Source organism: Ruminococcus flavefaciens (assembly GCF_900108555.1).
Classification (GTDB): Bacteria; Bacillota; Clostridia; order Oscillospirales; family Ruminococcaceae; genus Ruminococcus; species Ruminococcus flavefaciens_P.
Genome location: NZ_FNWV01000015.1, coordinates 1 through 15,118 on the forward strand (window position 1 = coordinate 1; position 15,118 = coordinate 15,118).

The following is a 15,118-nucleotide window of genomic DNA, read 5'->3' on the forward strand; positions in this document are numbered from 1 at the left end:
TTCTACCTTGCCGTTCAGGAAATAACGGAGAGAAAATTGCTGTTTACTCCTAAGCGTTCTGGGTGGAGCAAAGATAGTGAGGGCCACTTGCTTTTCGCTTCGGCTGAAATAGTGAATCCTCAGTATATGTCTTGCTATCCGACCGATGTTCGTGAAAGACAGTTGCTACCAACAGATAGGGCTATCGTGGATATTGCCAAGGATTACTCTATGGTACTTCCGAGAATTTGGCAGTACAAACTTCTTATTGCTCTTAGAATTGCAAGCTTACTGCTGTACTTTTTCGAGAAAGAAGGCATTAAGCCGGATCAGCTGATTATTGTTGAACCTGCATGTCCTTCAGCTGCAAAAACAGCGATTGCATTGCTAAAAACGCAAAATTATAGCTCACAGGTTGTTAAATCTTTAATGTCAACAAAAAGCGAACTGAAAAAGGCTTTTCGTGATTCAAACGACAGCATGGTTGTTCTATACGATGATGCTCGCATTGAGAATGGCAAAAGACACGACGAGCTGCTTAAGGTCGTGGTTGATGATCTGCAAGGAACGAATGGAATTGAGGATAGTACGAGGCATTTGACTTCGATTATCTGTGAGAATCCATGCGTAATCCCTGAAGATACGCCGGCGATGTATATTAATCTCTGCGAAAAAGTAAATATCGGAGATCCGGATAAGCTTCAGAGATTTTCAGGTGAGTTCGATTCTGCATTGATACAGGCTATCGTAAACGATCCTACAAATATGCTTGCATTTATAAAAAATGCTCTTAAGGCTGCTGACATTGAAACTCTGACAATCCAGAATTCTGAGAATATCAACGCAAAAAAAATGATAAGAGTAGCGATTTCAATAATGTTTTCTTACGGTTTGATATCCGAAGAGGAGACCAAGAGTATTCTGACATGGATGAAGTCGGGTAGTGATAACCGTGACGACTCGGTTACGGCTATTTTTAACGATTTTATTAATGTTTTGAATGAGCTTATAGCAACTGGCATCTTTAAGATTACGACACAGAAAGGTTTCCCGTATTATAAATTACAGAGTAAAACAATCGTTTACGACGGTTTTTGGCTGAATTTTGAGCCTGAACTCTGGGATTACATTTTGATGCGCATGCGAACCTGTAAGAAAAAATACAAGATTCTTAAAGCACTCGAAAAATGTATGGAAAAAAATCATAGACAGAAAGAGTACAAGCGGAATATAGATGTAGATATAGCTCCTAAGATTCAAATATCAATAAGTGTCTTTAGTATACCGAGTATAATTCTATATCCTTCCAATTTAGAAAAGGTCAGAGAGTTAAAGTATGCCGGTTATCAGTTAACGAAGGTTGAAGCGGCGAATATCAAACTCAGACCTTTGGTAATGAACCGAGCAGGTACTTGCCTGTATGGACAGAATATGGAACCGGATTTGAATTATCATCAGTTGATTTCAGGAGATTCTCGTAGTGGCAAGAGCACGTATGAAGGCGAGCAGGCTGTAGACGCTGCTATAAATGATGAACAAGTTCTAATTGTAGATAATGATGGATCATGGTCAGAGCGTGAGGTAAGGAAGCGTCTTCCAGAAAGTATAATTGATAAGTATTTTTCCTTCTGGAGCATCCCAAAGATGGGATTGCCAGTTAACCTTGCCGACGTTAGCGACTGTGATGATGTTACCGAGAAAAAGGATCGCATAAAAAGCGTTTTATCCTGTGCGGCAAGAAGCCTAGGTGATAAGCAGGGAAAAGTGCTATACAAACGCATAGGCGTAATGTTAAAGGATAAAAATGACGATATAAATATATGTGATATACTTGCTTATCTTGAAAAAAAAGATGAAGTTCAAAAGGCTTTACGCGATAAAATTGAAGGTGTCCTTGAAGATTTTGAAGAACTACCAACTCCAAAGACTTCATGGAGAGAATTCTTCTCTTCCAAGAAGAAGATAGTTGTAATTTCCACAGGCTTTGATAGTGTAGCTAAAGGTTCCTATGTGACAGATATGTTACTTGCGAGCTATTACGCCTACAAGCAGCATTTTCCTGAGACTCGTAATACAATAATTCTTGATGAAGCGCAAGATCTGGATATAAGCACTGATAGCGCAATTGACAAATTGCTGCGCAAGGGTGCAAAACATGGTATACGTATGTTAATAGCAACACAGCACTTTTCAGCTGTTAAGGAAAAACTTGGTAAAACATTCGGTAACTGCAGAACGCTGATTATCTTTCGTCCGGAATATGTTGATTTCGCGGACATCTCCAAGCTAACAGGTGTTGATTCAGCTACTCTTGCAAGTCTGGAGCAGGGGCAGTGTCTGGTTTACGGTCTGCTTTATGACAAAACGACAGGCAAAAACAAGCAGGCTACTGTCATCGGCTGGACTTATAAGAATCCGGCACCGAAGGCTGTAATGGCTAATGAGCCATGTTCCATCTTGAGAAAGCCTAAATTTAAGTAAATCTCATTGGCGCCCATCGCGGCGCTACAACTTAATCTAATTATAATAGAACCATTAATTGCTGTCAAGCATAAGAAAGTGAGGTGATCATAGTGGCTAGAGTCAAGCATATTCCGCTTTATAAGACTCTTTGGGCAAAAATAAGATTCTGGCAAGCGGTTTCAGATATTTCTGACAAAGAATTGGCGGAATGTTTGAATGTTGGCGAGCGCACTCTACATGCCTACGATCAAAATGCCAAAAACATAACCCTTGAGAGAGTGGAACTCTTTGTGACCAGGTATGGCATTGACCTTAGTTCTTTATTGTCAATGTAAATAACTATGATTAATCATATGGCGCATAATAATTAATTATTATGCGCCAAGTTATATGAAAGGAGTTTGCTATGAAAGCGACAAAATTGCCAAGCGGCAACTATAGGACACAGGTAGTAGTTGGAATAAATGATAAAGGTAAGAGGATAGTTAAATCATTTACTGCTGCGACGGAATGGGAATCATTAAAGCTTGCCGCTGAGTTTATGGAAGATAACGCTATAGGCATCGATTATAAAAATATGACAGTATATCAGGCCTTTACGCAATATATAAATTCAAGAAGCAATATACTTTCACCTTCAACAATAAGGGGATATAGAAATATTCAGCAATACAGGCTGCAAGTAATAATGGACATCAAGATCAATAATCTTAGAATAAACGACGTACAACGTGCTGTAAACTTTGATGCAGCACGACTTGGAAGAAAATCGATAAAATCAGCACTGTCACTTTTGAAATCTGTCTTAGAGCTTCAGGATATAACTATAAATATGAAGAAAATAACTATTCCAAAAGAACGTCCAAAATCAGTTGAGCTTCCCCCGGTTGATAAACTTTTTAAAGTAATAATTGGCAGCGAGCTTGAGCTCCCATGCATGTTAGCAGCATGGTTATCGCTCCGCGTTAGTGAGGTAAGAGGTTTAAAATTTTCCGATATATCTAATGATGGTAAATATATCACAGTAAGACGAGCGAAAATCTGCCTAGACAATAGAGATGTAGTTCGTGAACAAAATAAAACAGTTGAGAGCACAAGAACAATTCCTCTACCTCCCTATCTGTATAATATGATAAAAAAGGTACCGCATAATACGGAAGATGATTACATAGTACCTCTTCGGTATGAGTACATAAGAAAACATTTTAAAAAATTAATGGAAGATAATGGCTTTTCAATAACCTTTCATAAGCTCAGACATGAATTTGCTACTGTTTTAAATGATCTTGGTATCCCAGATGAATACATACAAAAACTTGGTGGATGGTCGTCGGACATTATCATGAAATCTGTATATACACATACAACTTCAAATAAAGAAATTGAATATCAAAGAATAATCGATGGTTATTTTAACGGCATAATCAATAAAGAATCAGAAAAATAGTCACACGTTTCAAAATTGCCGCTCAATAAACGGCTATAAATAGACAAAAATATTCAGAAAATGTTGTGTGTTCAAATCCCTCATGTCTCACCACTTTTTATTTATGCCAATATTTCGGTAAAACGTCGGAATATTGGCATTTTCATTTTTTTTAATTAGCCAATATATGTGACAATTATACTGTGTAATCCCAGTAGAAAAAAAGCGTATTAAGTACTGATATTATTATGTAAGATATGGCTTGTCTTGACAAAGTATAGTTAAACGAGTATAATAAATAGGTATATTATAATAGGAGGGATCAACATGAAAAGAAAACATATCCCAATTAATGCTGCATTTGCAATTGCTGTAGGAATGATTTCATGCAGCATATCTGCACACGCAACAACGGTTGATGATGTTGCAGCAGTTGCAAGATCGTACGGATATTCTGAAGAAGATATTCAGGCAGGTTATAACGAATACTATTCGCATCCAGGTGATTACCCGTCAGAGCGTCTTGATTTGGCTATTGAAAAGCTTCATGTTGCAGGCAGTCAGATAATAACAACAGGTCCGCAGGTAGTTAATCCTGAAGTAACAACGACTGTTGCTGTAACTGATGCAGAAAACAAGCAGTCTGTTTCTGATCCTGATCTTATTACACTTACTGCGTCAGACGGCTCTACATTTACAAGAATAAGCCGCGAAGCGTTTATAAAAATGTCATATGACGAAAAAATGTCATATTTACGTACATTTACACCTGTTCAGCAGCAGGCTTTTATAGATGATCTCAGCCCTGAGGAGTACAGAAGCCTTATGAAGCAAAGTCCTGCTGAGCAAAAGATACAGATAGTCGACAAACTGTCTCAGGCTGCTGAAGAAATGGGACTAAACATCACTGTTGACGAGCTTACTGATGATTCTCTTACGCTTGCAATGCGTAATGAAAAGGGTGAACTCGTTAACGTTTCTACAGCAGGCGCAACTGTTGAAGATACAGGCTATGACCGCAGAGGTATTCTTGCAGCAGCATGTGGACTTATCGGTATTGCTATAACAGCTGTTTATCTTTTGATGCGCCGTATGAGGTCCGAGGAAACGGAGTAATAGATGGAGAAAAAAACTAAAAAAGGCAGCGTCCTTGTCCACGTAATAACCCCTTTTATTTTGCTTTCATTGTGTGTCGGAATACTTCTGATCGCCATTATAAAGCCATATGACAAGCTTAAAGTATATATTAATCTTGCATTTATGGATGATTTTAAAACTAATCCCGAGTCTGCCGGTTCAGGACTTGTTTTAAGAGATAATGATATCGTTGAGGATTACAGCGGTGATACATTCGATGAGGGCGAGTTTGTCCGTCCTAAATTTGGCGAGATGTATGCTGTACTGAAATGCTCGGCGTTTGATATCTCTGTTCCTGTATACTGGGGAAGCAGTTCTGAACTTTTTGAACATGGTGCTTGTCAGTCATCAGGCTCGGTCATAATCGGAGATACCGGAAATACTGTTATCAGTGCTCATGAAGATACCTATTTCTCTGAGCTTTATAAGCTGAAAAAAGGTGATACTGTAACTCTTAATACTACCTATGGTGAATTCAAGTATAAAGTTACCGAAAACATTTCGTTCAATAAAAAGGACGGAAAGTATGTATCACCATCTGAAGAATCTAAGCTTACACTTTACACCTGCAAACGTAATGTACTCGGAAGTGCAGATGAGCGTATCGGTGTTATCTGTGAACCTACAGAAAAAAAATTCTATAATAAAGCAGGGGAGGAGATAAAATAATGAAAAAACCTTTCACCTACCTGTTTTCACTTATTTTTTCGGTTTTTCTTGTGTTTATGCTTATTGCAGGCTCGGCACTTCTTCTTGTTGATATCAATGTTTCGGAGAAAAAGCTTATTGATCTTGCTTCAAAGAAACAACTTGAGTCAAAGATCTATACTGAGATCGAAAAGTATTATTCTGACAAATACAATACCACAGGAATTCCTGCTGATGTGTATATGAGTGCGATAGATACTGTGTACATCAAATCGTGCGAAGAGGCATATATCCATAATGCTTTTGAAGCTCTTAAAAGCCGCTGTAATATGAATACGTCACCTCCGAAGAATGAAAAGCTCGAAAAAAGCATTGAGACTTTTTTCAATGATTTTGCCGATAAAAATGGATACGAAAAAGATGACAAATTTGAATTGAAACTCAGGACAAGCAAAGACGATGCTTATTCATCTATCGGTTCATTCTGTGATGTGTATAAGTTCTCGGCAATGGATAATCATGGCGTTCTTTCAAAGCTTTCAAAAGTTTATGCATACAGAATGCCTATGACAATTGCTGCGATATCAGCAACTATCATGATCATTCTGCTTCTTATTTTAATAAACCGCAAAAAGAAAATAACTACGATGTATTGGTGCGGCATTTCAGCTTTGATATCAGGTATACTCGGCAGCTGTCCAAGCATTTATCTGCTTGCAACAAGTTTTTATGATTCATTCTCTATAAAGCAAGCAGCTGTATTTACTGCGTTTACAAGCGCCATGTACAGATTTACAGAAGCTTTTATGGCTGTCCACATCGCTTTTATTGTTATCGGAATAACTCTGATCGTGATATACGGAGTTATCCATGATAAAAAAACTTATCCAGGCACAAAACCAACTGAAATATGAACGAAGCAGCTGTATTTTACAGCTGCTTTTTCATATTAAATATATATGAATTTTTTTCGCTGAAAACATTGACATTAATGTATAAAAGGTGATATAATCTACTTATCGGATAACCCATTTTAATTTATTAAGGAGGAATAAAAATGGAATCAATCAAAAAGTATATTGCAGAAGTTATAGGAACATTCGTGCTCGTACTTCTCGGATGCGGTACAGCTATGCTTGTCGGCTGTGATGCTGTTAACGGATGCGGCTATATCCTTACAGCACTTGCGTTCGGTCTTGTAATTGTAGGTATGGCTTATTGTATCGGAAACATTTCAGGCTGTCACATAAATCCTGCTGTTTCTCTGGGTGTATTGCTCAGCGGTGGAATGACGTTTACTGATTTTATCGGTTATGTTGTTTCACAGTGCATAGGTGCAGTCGCAGGTGCAGGCGTTTTAAAGGCTATATTCGATCTTGGCGATGTTGTTGACAAGACTGGCGGATACGGCGCAAACGGTCTTGCAGGTGTTAACGGCAGCGCAGGTGCAGGTCTTCTCGTTGAGATACTACTCACATTTATCTTTGTTATGACAATTCTTGGTGTAACTTCAAAGAAGGCTAATCACGGTTCATTCGGCGGACTTATCATTGGTCTTACACTTACACTGGTTCATATTTTCGGAATAGGTCTCACAGGTACTTCTGTAAACCCAGCAAGAAGCTTCGGACCTGCTCTTTTCGCAGGCGGAGATGCTCTCAGTGATCTCTGGGTATTCATCGTAGGACCTTTCATAGGCGCAATACTTGCTGCTTGTGTATACAAGTTCCTCGAATCATCAAACAAAAAAGTTCCGGAAAAGGCTGCTGCTCCTGTTAAACCGGTTTCAGCAAAGCCTGTTCAGAAGAAGAAAAAGAAGTGATCCTATCAAAGCTCCCATAACGGGAGCTTTTCTTTTTCGGCACTTTGTATCAATAAAGCAAGCTGTTTTCGTACAAAATATAGTTGACTAATAGTCGAATTTGTGATAAAATAATTGTATAAAGTCTGCTTGTTAACGGATTGGAGGATAAATTCATGAAAAAAAATACCTTTGAATATGTATGGACAGATAAAAAACGTTCTTTTTTAGGTCTGCCGCTTACATTTACTCGTTATTATCTTACTGAATCTAAATTTATAACTCGCACAGGCTTTTTAAACATTGATGAAGATGAGATAGACCTTTATAAAATAACAGATAAAAAAGTAAAGTATCCGTTTTTTCAGCGACTTGTAAATTGCGGTACTATTATAATCTACAGCCGTGATGCTGATACTCCTTCAAAGGAAGTACACTGTATAAAGAATGTCAGAAAGGTTTCTGAGCTTATTGACAAGTATCTCAATATAATGCGTGATAAATACGGCATTAGAGGCAGAGATATGATGAGTATGCACGCACACGATCATTGCGATGATAGTGATGATGTGAATGATCATGACGGAGATTATTAAGTTCAGAGGTGATTGGAAGAATGCTCTCGTTTATAACAGAAAAACAATCCAGCTGGGACAGGCTAAAAGCTGAAAAACGTCCTATTTTTATCTACGGAATGGGAGACGGTGCATTAAAGATAATGTCTGTTTTCCGTGAAAAGAATATAACTGTAGCAGGTATCTTTGCAAGTGATGATTTTGTACGCGGACATTCTTTCGAGGGTTACAGAGTCCATAAGCTTTCTGAAATAGAAGAAGCTGTCGAAGATTTCGTTGTTGTGCTTGCTTTTGCAGCAGGTTATCAGGAAATAGTTGATAAGATACACATGATAGCTTCAAAGCATACCCTTTATGTTCCTGATGTACCTGTCGTTGGCAGGGGACTCTTTACCTATGAATACTGTATGGAAAATGCTGATAAGATACAGCAGGTATATGACAGCCTTGCAGACGATTATTCAAGAAAAGTATATGCTAATATAATTAACTTCAAGATAAGCGGAAAAATCGAATATCTATCAGCTGTTACTTCTTCAAAAGCTGAGATATACAAGAAGATCATTAAGCCAAATCTTAATGAAGTTTATGTTGATCTCGGTGCATATAACGGAGATACAATAAAAGAACTCCTTGAGTTCACTCATGGTAAATATGTTTCAATATATGCGCTTGAGCCTGACAAAAAGAACTTCAAGAAGCTTGCAAAATTTGTTGACGGTATGCCTCATGTTTTCGCTTTTAATTCAGCTGCATGGTGCATAGATACAGAGCTTCCGTTCGCCGCTAAAGCAGGAAGACAGTCTGCTATCACTGCGGGTTCGGAGAATATGGTAGGTGCACTTTCTGTTGACAGTGTACTCGGTAAAAAGCCTGCGACTATTATAAAAATGGACGTTGAAGGTTTTGAGCGTGAAGCTATATGGGGAGCTGCATTAACTATTTCTCATTATGCCCCCAAAATGATGGTATCTCTTTATCATAGAAACGAAGATATATTTGAGCTCCCATTACTTATAAAGAAGCTTAATCCTTCTTATAAGCTGTATATCAGACATCAGCTGTATATACCTGCATGGGAAACAAATCTTTACGCAACAGTATAAAATAATAAGCGATAGACCTATGTGCCTATCGCTTTTGTTATTGACACAGGAGAATTTTTATGAATGTAAATGATTATCTTAAAATTATTCATACAGCCGAAAGGCTGAAAGATACTTTAAGACATTGTACAACATCAAAAAGGAGAACAGAAAGCGTTGCGGAACACAGCTGGAGAATAGCACTCATGGCGATGCTTTTGAAACATGAATTCACTGATGTTGATATTGAAAAAGTTATTAAAATGTGCCTTATACACGATATGGGGGAGTGCTTTACAGGTGATATCCCTACATTTATCAAGTCTGATAATGACAGAAGGATCGAAGATACGCTTTTGTATAAATGGATAGAAACTCTTCCTGAGAATATATCAAAGGATTTTACAGCATTATTCGATGAAATGAATGATCAGAAAACGAAAGAAGCCAAGCTCTTTAAATCGCTCGATAAACTTGAAGCTCTGATACAGCATAATGAATCTCCAATAGATACGTGGTCAGAAAATGAATATGAATTAAACAAAACCTACGCTTTTGAAACAGTTGCATTTTCAGAATGGCTTACGGAACTGAGAAAGGAAATACTTGATGAAACTCTTGATAAAATTGAACGTGAAAAGAACGATGGAATAATGTAAAAAAATCCGTACAGCATAAACTGTACGGATTTAATGTTATATAAGCTTTCTTTCGTCGCAGTATTCACATTCGAGGAGAGTTTCGTCTCGGCTTGCACGGAAACTCTTAGGAAGATATTCCTCATGGTTAGTGATGCACTTAGGATTTGAACATTTTACGCCTGCAAATATCTTGCCTTTAAGTGTTTCAGACTGCTTTTTCTCTTTAAGAATAGTCATTATAAGAGCCATTCTTACATACATACCGTATTTAGCCTGTTTAAAGTACATTGCACGGGCATCTTCATCAACTTCAACTGTAATTTCATCAACACGAGGAAGGGGATGCATAACGATCATTTCATTTCTTGCAAGCAGCATCTTTTTCCTGTCAAGCACATAGGTATTTTTCTGAGCAAGATACTCTTCTCTGCTTGCGAAACGCTCCTGCTGTATACGAGTCATATAAAGAACATCAAGTTTGCCGATAGCGTCCTCAAGAGTGTTTATTTCTTCATATGTACTTCCGTTAGCCTTGATTATATCCTTTATATATGCCGGCATTCCCAGTTCATTAGTTGAAATGAACACAAATTTGTTATCAGGGAACATACTCAATGCCTTACAAAGAGAATGAACAGTTCTGCCGTTGAGAAGATCACCGCACATACCGATAGTAAGTCCTGAAAGAGTTTTCTTTTCAATCTTTAATGTAAGAAGATCGGTGAGAGTCTGAGTAGGGTGGAGGTGTCCGCCGTCACCGGCATTGATAACGGAACAATCAGCAGTAAGTGAAGCAGCTTTAGCTGCACCGGCAATAGGATGACGAATAACAAGTACATCGGCATAATTGCTGACGATCTTAGTTGTATCCTTGATAGTCTCACCCTTTGAAACTGATGAATTAGCAGGATTATCAAAACCGATTATCTGTCCGCCGAGTCTTATCATAGCTGTCTGGAATGACATCTGTGTTCTTGTGGAGGGCTCATAAAACAATGTTGCCATTATTTTGCCGTCACATACGTGAGCAAATTTTTCAGGAGCATTGTATATCTCTTCTCCGAGCTCTACCACCTTTTTCCACCAGGATACAGGATAATCGTTAAGATCAATAAGATGCTGATATTCCGATAACATATTAAAACCTCCGTTATATTATTACAGTATTTTGCTGCCATTTATTATCATTTCAAACTGTACACCGAGGAACTTCGACGCTCTTCTGCACAGCAGCATACGCTCCATAAATATCTCAAAATACTCAAGAACAGATGATATTTCCGTATCTATTTGCAGTTCAAGAATAATAGATGTTTTACTGTCGTTAAAAACTACCTTTGAGTTTTCAACAGCATAGTTCACACGGTCATGGATATCAAATGTAAGAAGATCGTGATTACGCACTCTGCTTCTTCTTACATCTGTTTTATCTCCGATTATCATAGCCGCAGAAATAGCATCGAGCGGCTGGCCTGTTCCTTCATCATGATTGCCTATGGCAGAGATGATAGAGCATATTTCATCGGCAGGCATACTGAGGTTATCAAGGAGTCTGAAAGCCATTACAGCTCCGCTCTGTGCATGATCGACTCTGTTGATAACATTGCCGATATCATGCATGATAGAAGCTATTCGAGCAAGCTCAACTGTTCTTTCGTCGTATCCAAGTGTTTCAAGGATATAAGCGGAAGTATGAGCAACTCGTTCAACGTGCGGAAAGGAATGTTCCGTATAGCCGAGAGCTTCAAGAGCTTTGTCCGCACGCCTGATATACTCCATAATATCAGGATTTTGTTTTATATACTTATAAGTAACGATACTTGGCATATTTTCACCTTAAAATCAATATTTTCCGTCATTCTCAAAGTAGACTTTATACCATACAAGGAAAATGAATACAGTCCAGATTTTACGGCTGTTATCAGCTTTTCCCTCACGGTGATCGTCAAGAAGCCTGAGCAGGGGAGCGGTATTGAAAAACTCCTTTGCACTCTCGCTTTCAAATGTATTTTTTACTCTTTCATAGTATTTGTCCTCTTTGAGCCACACTCTTATCGGAACAGGGAAGCCCAGCTTCTTTTTTGCAGCAGTTTTTGCTGTCTGCTCAGGGGTATCTTTTTTAGCAGCAAGACGCATTGCGTATTTTGTAATATATTTGGTCTCATCTGTACCTTTATCATGAGTTACACGATATTTTGTAGGTATTTTTTCAGCGAGAGCCAATACTTCCTTATCAAGGAAAGGTACTCTGAGCTCCAGAGAATTTGCCATACTCATTTTATCAGCTTTAAGAAGTATGTCTCCAGCCATCCACATATGCAGATCAAGATACTGCATCTTAGTAACATCATCTTTATTTCTGACATTATCGTAAAAAGGCTTTGTGATAACAGTCGGGTCGGGGGCAGAGGTCGATATCTTCAAAAGTTCTTTTCTGTCCTTAGGAGTAAACATATAAGCATTGCCGATAAAGCGTTCTTCAACGTCTTTGCCTTTACGAACAAAGAAATTAACACCGCGTTTTGCAGGAAGTTTTGAAGCAACGCTGCCAATACCGCGCTTTATAAAACGAGGAAGCTTGTCATAAGCTGTACCGTTCGGATCACTGTAAACATTATAGCCGCCGAATATTTCATCGGCACCTTCGCCTGAAAGAACGACTTTGAGCTTTTCAGAAGCGATATTACATACAAAATAAAGTGCAACAGCAGAAGGATCGGCAAGAGGTTCGTCCATATGATACTGGATCATTGAAAGACTGTTCCAATACTCTTCAGGTGTTATGACCTTGCTTGTGTTTTCTTTTCCGATAGCCTTTGAGAAGTTCTTAGCCCAGCCTATCTCATTATATTTTTCATCAGAACCAAATCCGACAGTAAATGTCTTGTCGACATCAGCTATAGCAGCTACATAGCTTGAATCTACACCGCTGGAAAGGAATGAACCGACTTCAACATCGGCGATTTTATGGGCTTCAACAGAGTTATGGAAAGTATCTGATATTCTGTTTACCCAATCGTCAAGAACAGGTTGATCATCAGCATCAAAACGAACGTCCCAGTAACGCTTTGCGACAAATTTACCGTCCTTGAATTTGAAGAAATGTGCAGGCGGAAGCTTGTAAACATTTTTAAAAAACGTTTCCGAAGTAGGGGAGTACTGGAAGGTGAGATAATTCTCAAGAGCAGCAGTATTAAGCTCCTTAGTAAATTTAGGGTGATCGAGGAAAGACTTTATTTCTGAACCAAACATCAGTGTACCGTTCATATTTGCGTAGTACATCGGTTTTATACCGAAAAAGTCACGCGCACCAAAGAGTTCTTTATTATTTTTGTCCCAAATAACAAAGGAAAACATACCTCTTAATCTATTAAGAAGCTTTTCTCCGAATTCTTCATAACCATGCAGTAAGACCTCAGTATCGGTATTTGTACTGAATTTATGACCTGCATTTATAAGTTCTTCGCGAATTTCCTTATAATTATATATTTCACCATTAAAAATGATAACGAGTGAATTATCCTCATTAAAAATAGGCTGATCTCCGCTTGAACTAACGTCGATAATACTAAGTCTGCGGTGACCGAGAGCAATATTATCATCTACGTATTTACCTTCGGCATCAGGACCTCTGTGCTTGATACGATCCATCATTTTACCAAGGACTTTATCAGCATTGTCGATATTGTTCGTAAAACCTACGATTCCGCACATAAATATGCTACCTCCGAATTTTCCGTGTATTAAATCTCCCAAAATATTATACTACAAATCAATAGCTTTTGCAACAAAAAAATGATTTATTCTTTATTATCGTCAGAATTATCTGATTTGATTTTGGCAAGGGGATTGCTTTCTACAGCATTACGAACATTTTCGTCGTTAAGATGAGTATATATCTCCGTAGTGGCAATACTTGAATGTCCGAGAAGTTCTTTTAAGGTAAGTACGTCTGCATCACCATATTGATACATTAATGTTGCAGCGGTATGACGAAGCTTATGTGTAGTTATACCTTTTCCGTCAAGCTCAGCCTTTTGCAAGGTTTCTGCAACGATCTGCTGAACACGTCTTTTGGATATCCTTCGCTTTTGATTGCTGATAAAAAGAGCAGGTTCTCCCGAAGCTTCTGGGATATTATTTCTAACAGCAAGATATTTCTGCAACGCATCAATACAAGCAGGATTAAGGTAGACCATGCGTTCTTTGCTGCGCTTGCCGAGAACTTTTAAGCGATTTTCAGTAAAATCAATGTCTCGGATATTGATTCCGACCAACTCACTGAGACGCATTCCGCAGTTCAAAAATAATGTGATAATACAATAGTCGCGCTTTGAATCAGCACTATCGGCTGTTTCAAGGAGTTTTAAGCTTTCATTCAATGAAAGAAATTTTGGGAGACCTGTTTTTGGTACAGGTACATCAAGATCTTTAGTTGGATCATTTTCAATTATATGCGCAACTTTTTCGAGATACTTAAAAAAGCTTCTGAGAGATGAAATTTTACGGTAACGTGCGCGGTCTTTGTTATTTCGTTCATCAGATGTGTAAAAGATAAAATTATATATATCGGTTATTGATATTTTTCTGATGTCATCTTCGGTCATTTTGCTTATATCAATATCTTCGAGACTTTGACCTGTGTTATGCTGGCTTTCATATATATAGCGCAAAAAAAGCCGTATATCTGTATAGTATTCTTCAATCGTACGCTGAGCAAGCAGCTTAACGATTTTAACATGGACAAGATAATTATTTAAAAATTCGGGATTTGCAGGTGAATTGTAGTTATTCATAATAAACCGTCCTTTATAAGTAATTCAAGAACTTTTGCTTCGCGTTCGATCAGCATCGCATCATAGTCGGAATGATCATGTGTTCGATTAATTTTTATAGCTTCATTTGCAGTTACATATCTGAGTTCAAATCCTTCATCTAATTCGTATTCATCTAATGATTGAGAATGGATCGAGTTTTCAACATCGCACAGATAATAAAAGTTTTCCTGCTCAAATATTTCATTTTCAGTAAAACGGCTTTTTTGAATTCGTAATACAGAACCATAATCGTGTATAGAGTCTGTCAAAACGCGTAGTCCTGTTTCTTCGGAAATTTCTCTAATAAGTGTATTTACATGATCTTCATTATTTTCAATACCGCCGCCGGGAAATTTATAATAGTCATATTTATGGCTATAAACTAATGCGACTTTTTTATCCTTTATTATAATTCCGCGTACAGACGGACGCTTGAATCTTGAAAAACTATTGTCATAATCCTTTAAGTCGATTGCAAAAAGACGTTTCATAACTTTTCCCTCTTTTTATCACACAAAGTTTCACCAAATTTACATTTGGTGAAAC

The 15,118-nt window shown here is 37.9% G+C and carries 15 protein-coding genes; 10 read left to right on the top strand and 5 right to left on the bottom strand.

What is annotated here, in order from left to right; all coding sequences use genetic code 11:
* The 10 genes from BLW60_RS14510 to BLW60_RS14555 all read left to right on the top strand — a co-directional run.
* Window positions 1–2,460 (top strand): TraM recognition domain-containing protein (locus tag BLW60_RS14510; protein WP_139283435.1); only part of this gene is annotated, 2,460 nt, incomplete at its 5' end.
* Window positions 2,461–2,552: 92 nt separating this feature from the next.
* Window positions 2,553–2,777, top strand: coding sequence for a penta-EF hand family protein (locus tag BLW60_RS14515; protein ID WP_074718638.1), 225 nt, complete (start codon window positions 2,553–2,555; stop codon window positions 2,775–2,777).
* A gap of 71 nt (window positions 2,778–2,848) precedes the next feature.
* Window positions 2,849–3,889, top strand: a complete 1,041-nt coding sequence (locus BLW60_RS14520; RefSeq protein ID WP_074718640.1) for a tyrosine-type recombinase/integrase — start codon at window positions 2,849–2,851, stop codon at window positions 3,887–3,889.
* 306 nt (window positions 3,890–4,195) lie between these two features.
* Window positions 4,196–4,984: a hypothetical protein gene (locus BLW60_RS14525; protein ID WP_074718642.1), complete on the top strand. Its 789-nt coding sequence runs from the start codon at window positions 4,196–4,198 to the stop codon at window positions 4,982–4,984.
* A gap of 3 nt (window positions 4,985–4,987) precedes the next feature.
* Window positions 4,988–5,674: a class D sortase gene (locus BLW60_RS14530; protein WP_074718644.1), complete on the top strand. Its 687-nt coding sequence runs from the start codon at window positions 4,988–4,990 to the stop codon at window positions 5,672–5,674.
* Window positions 5,674–6,567 (top strand): hypothetical protein, encoded by an 894-nt coding sequence (locus BLW60_RS14535; RefSeq protein WP_074718646.1) that lies wholly within the window; start codon window positions 5,674–5,676, stop codon window positions 6,565–6,567. Before BLW60_RS14530 ends, BLW60_RS14535 begins: the two co-directional genes overlap by 1 nt.
* A gap of 143 nt (window positions 6,568–6,710) precedes the next feature.
* A complete protein-coding gene (locus tag BLW60_RS14540) occupies window positions 6,711–7,475 on the top strand; it encodes an MIP/aquaporin family protein (protein WP_074718648.1) in 765 nt (254 codons plus the stop codon).
* 155 nt (window positions 7,476–7,630) lie between these two features.
* On the top strand, window positions 7,631–8,050 hold the full coding sequence (locus BLW60_RS14545; RefSeq protein WP_074718650.1) for a PH domain-containing protein: 420 nt from the start codon (window positions 7,631–7,633) through the stop codon (window positions 8,048–8,050).
* Between the two features lie 20 nt (window positions 8,051–8,070).
* The gene (locus BLW60_RS14550; RefSeq protein WP_074718652.1) at window positions 8,071–9,135 is read left to right on the top strand and encodes an FkbM family methyltransferase; all 1,065 of its coding nucleotides are present in this window, start codon (window positions 8,071–8,073) and stop codon (window positions 9,133–9,135) included.
* 59 nt (window positions 9,136–9,194) lie between these two features.
* Window positions 9,195–9,773 (top strand): HD domain-containing protein, encoded by a 579-nt coding sequence (locus BLW60_RS14555; RefSeq protein ID WP_074718654.1) that lies wholly within the window; start codon window positions 9,195–9,197, stop codon window positions 9,771–9,773.
* A gap of 36 nt (window positions 9,774–9,809) precedes the next feature.
* Here the strand turns inward: BLW60_RS14555 and pyrB are convergent, their stop codons facing one another.
* From pyrB to BLW60_RS14580, 5 genes are all read right to left on the bottom strand, one after another.
* Entirely contained in the window at window positions 9,810–10,892 is a 1,083-nt protein-coding gene (pyrB, locus tag BLW60_RS14560; protein WP_074718656.1) for an aspartate carbamoyltransferase, read from the bottom strand.
* A 21-nt stretch (window positions 10,893–10,913) separates the two neighbouring features.
* The gene (locus BLW60_RS14565) at window positions 10,914–11,582 is read right to left on the bottom strand and encodes an HD domain-containing protein (RefSeq protein WP_074718658.1); all 669 of its coding nucleotides are present in this window, start codon (window positions 11,580–11,582) and stop codon (window positions 10,914–10,916) included.
* Between the two features lie 15 nt (window positions 11,583–11,597).
* On the bottom strand, window positions 11,598–13,469 hold the full coding sequence (asnB, locus tag BLW60_RS14570) for an asparagine synthase (glutamine-hydrolyzing) (protein ID WP_074718660.1): 1,872 nt from the start codon (window positions 13,467–13,469) through the stop codon (window positions 11,598–11,600).
* Window positions 13,470–13,555: 86 nt separating this feature from the next.
* Window positions 13,556–14,551, bottom strand: coding sequence for a tyrosine recombinase XerC (locus tag BLW60_RS14575; RefSeq protein ID WP_074718662.1), 996 nt, complete (start codon window positions 14,549–14,551; stop codon window positions 13,556–13,558).
* Entirely contained in the window at window positions 14,548–15,063 is a 516-nt protein-coding gene (locus tag BLW60_RS14580) for an NUDIX hydrolase (protein ID WP_074718664.1), read from the bottom strand. Before BLW60_RS14580 ends, BLW60_RS14575 begins: the two co-directional genes overlap by 4 nt.
* Window positions 15,064–15,118: the final 55 nt, after the last annotated feature.

Bases quoted from the DNA above. Each gene is read 5' to 3' on its own strand.
- BLW60_RS14520 (WP_074718640.1), top strand. From the start codon at position 2,849: ATGAAAGCGACAAAATTGCCAAGCGGCAACTATAGGACACAGGTAGTA.
- BLW60_RS14525 (WP_074718642.1), top strand. From the start codon at position 4,196: ATGAAAAGAAAACATATCCCAATTAATGCTGCATTTGCAATTGCTGTA.
- BLW60_RS14530 (WP_074718644.1), top strand. From the start codon at position 4,988: ATGGAGAAAAAAACTAAAAAAGGCAGCGTCCTTGTCCACGTAATAACC.
- BLW60_RS14535 (WP_074718646.1), top strand. From the start codon at position 5,674: ATGAAAAAACCTTTCACCTACCTGTTTTCACTTATTTTTTCGGTTTTT.
- BLW60_RS14540 (WP_074718648.1), top strand. From the start codon at position 6,711: ATGGAATCAATCAAAAAGTATATTGCAGAAGTTATAGGAACATTCGTG.
- BLW60_RS14545 (WP_074718650.1), top strand. From the start codon at position 7,631: ATGAAAAAAAATACCTTTGAATATGTATGGACAGATAAAAAACGTTCT.
- BLW60_RS14550 (WP_074718652.1), top strand. From the start codon at position 8,071: ATGCTCTCGTTTATAACAGAAAAACAATCCAGCTGGGACAGGCTAAAA.
- BLW60_RS14555 (WP_074718654.1), top strand. From the start codon at position 9,195: ATGAATGTAAATGATTATCTTAAAATTATTCATACAGCCGAAAGGCTG.
- pyrB (WP_074718656.1), bottom strand. From the start codon at position 10,892: ATGTTATCGGAATATCAGCATCTTATTGATCTTAACGATTATCCTGTA.
- BLW60_RS14565 (WP_074718658.1), bottom strand. From the start codon at position 11,582: ATGCCAAGTATCGTTACTTATAAGTATATAAAACAAAATCCTGATATT.
- asnB (WP_074718660.1), bottom strand. From the start codon at position 13,469: ATGTGCGGAATCGTAGGTTTTACGAACAATATCGACAATGCTGATAAA.
- BLW60_RS14575 (WP_074718662.1), bottom strand. From the start codon at position 14,551: ATGAATAACTACAATTCACCTGCAAATCCCGAATTTTTAAATAATTAT.
- BLW60_RS14580 (WP_074718664.1), bottom strand. From the start codon at position 15,063: ATGAAACGTCTTTTTGCAATCGACTTAAAGGATTATGACAATAGTTTT.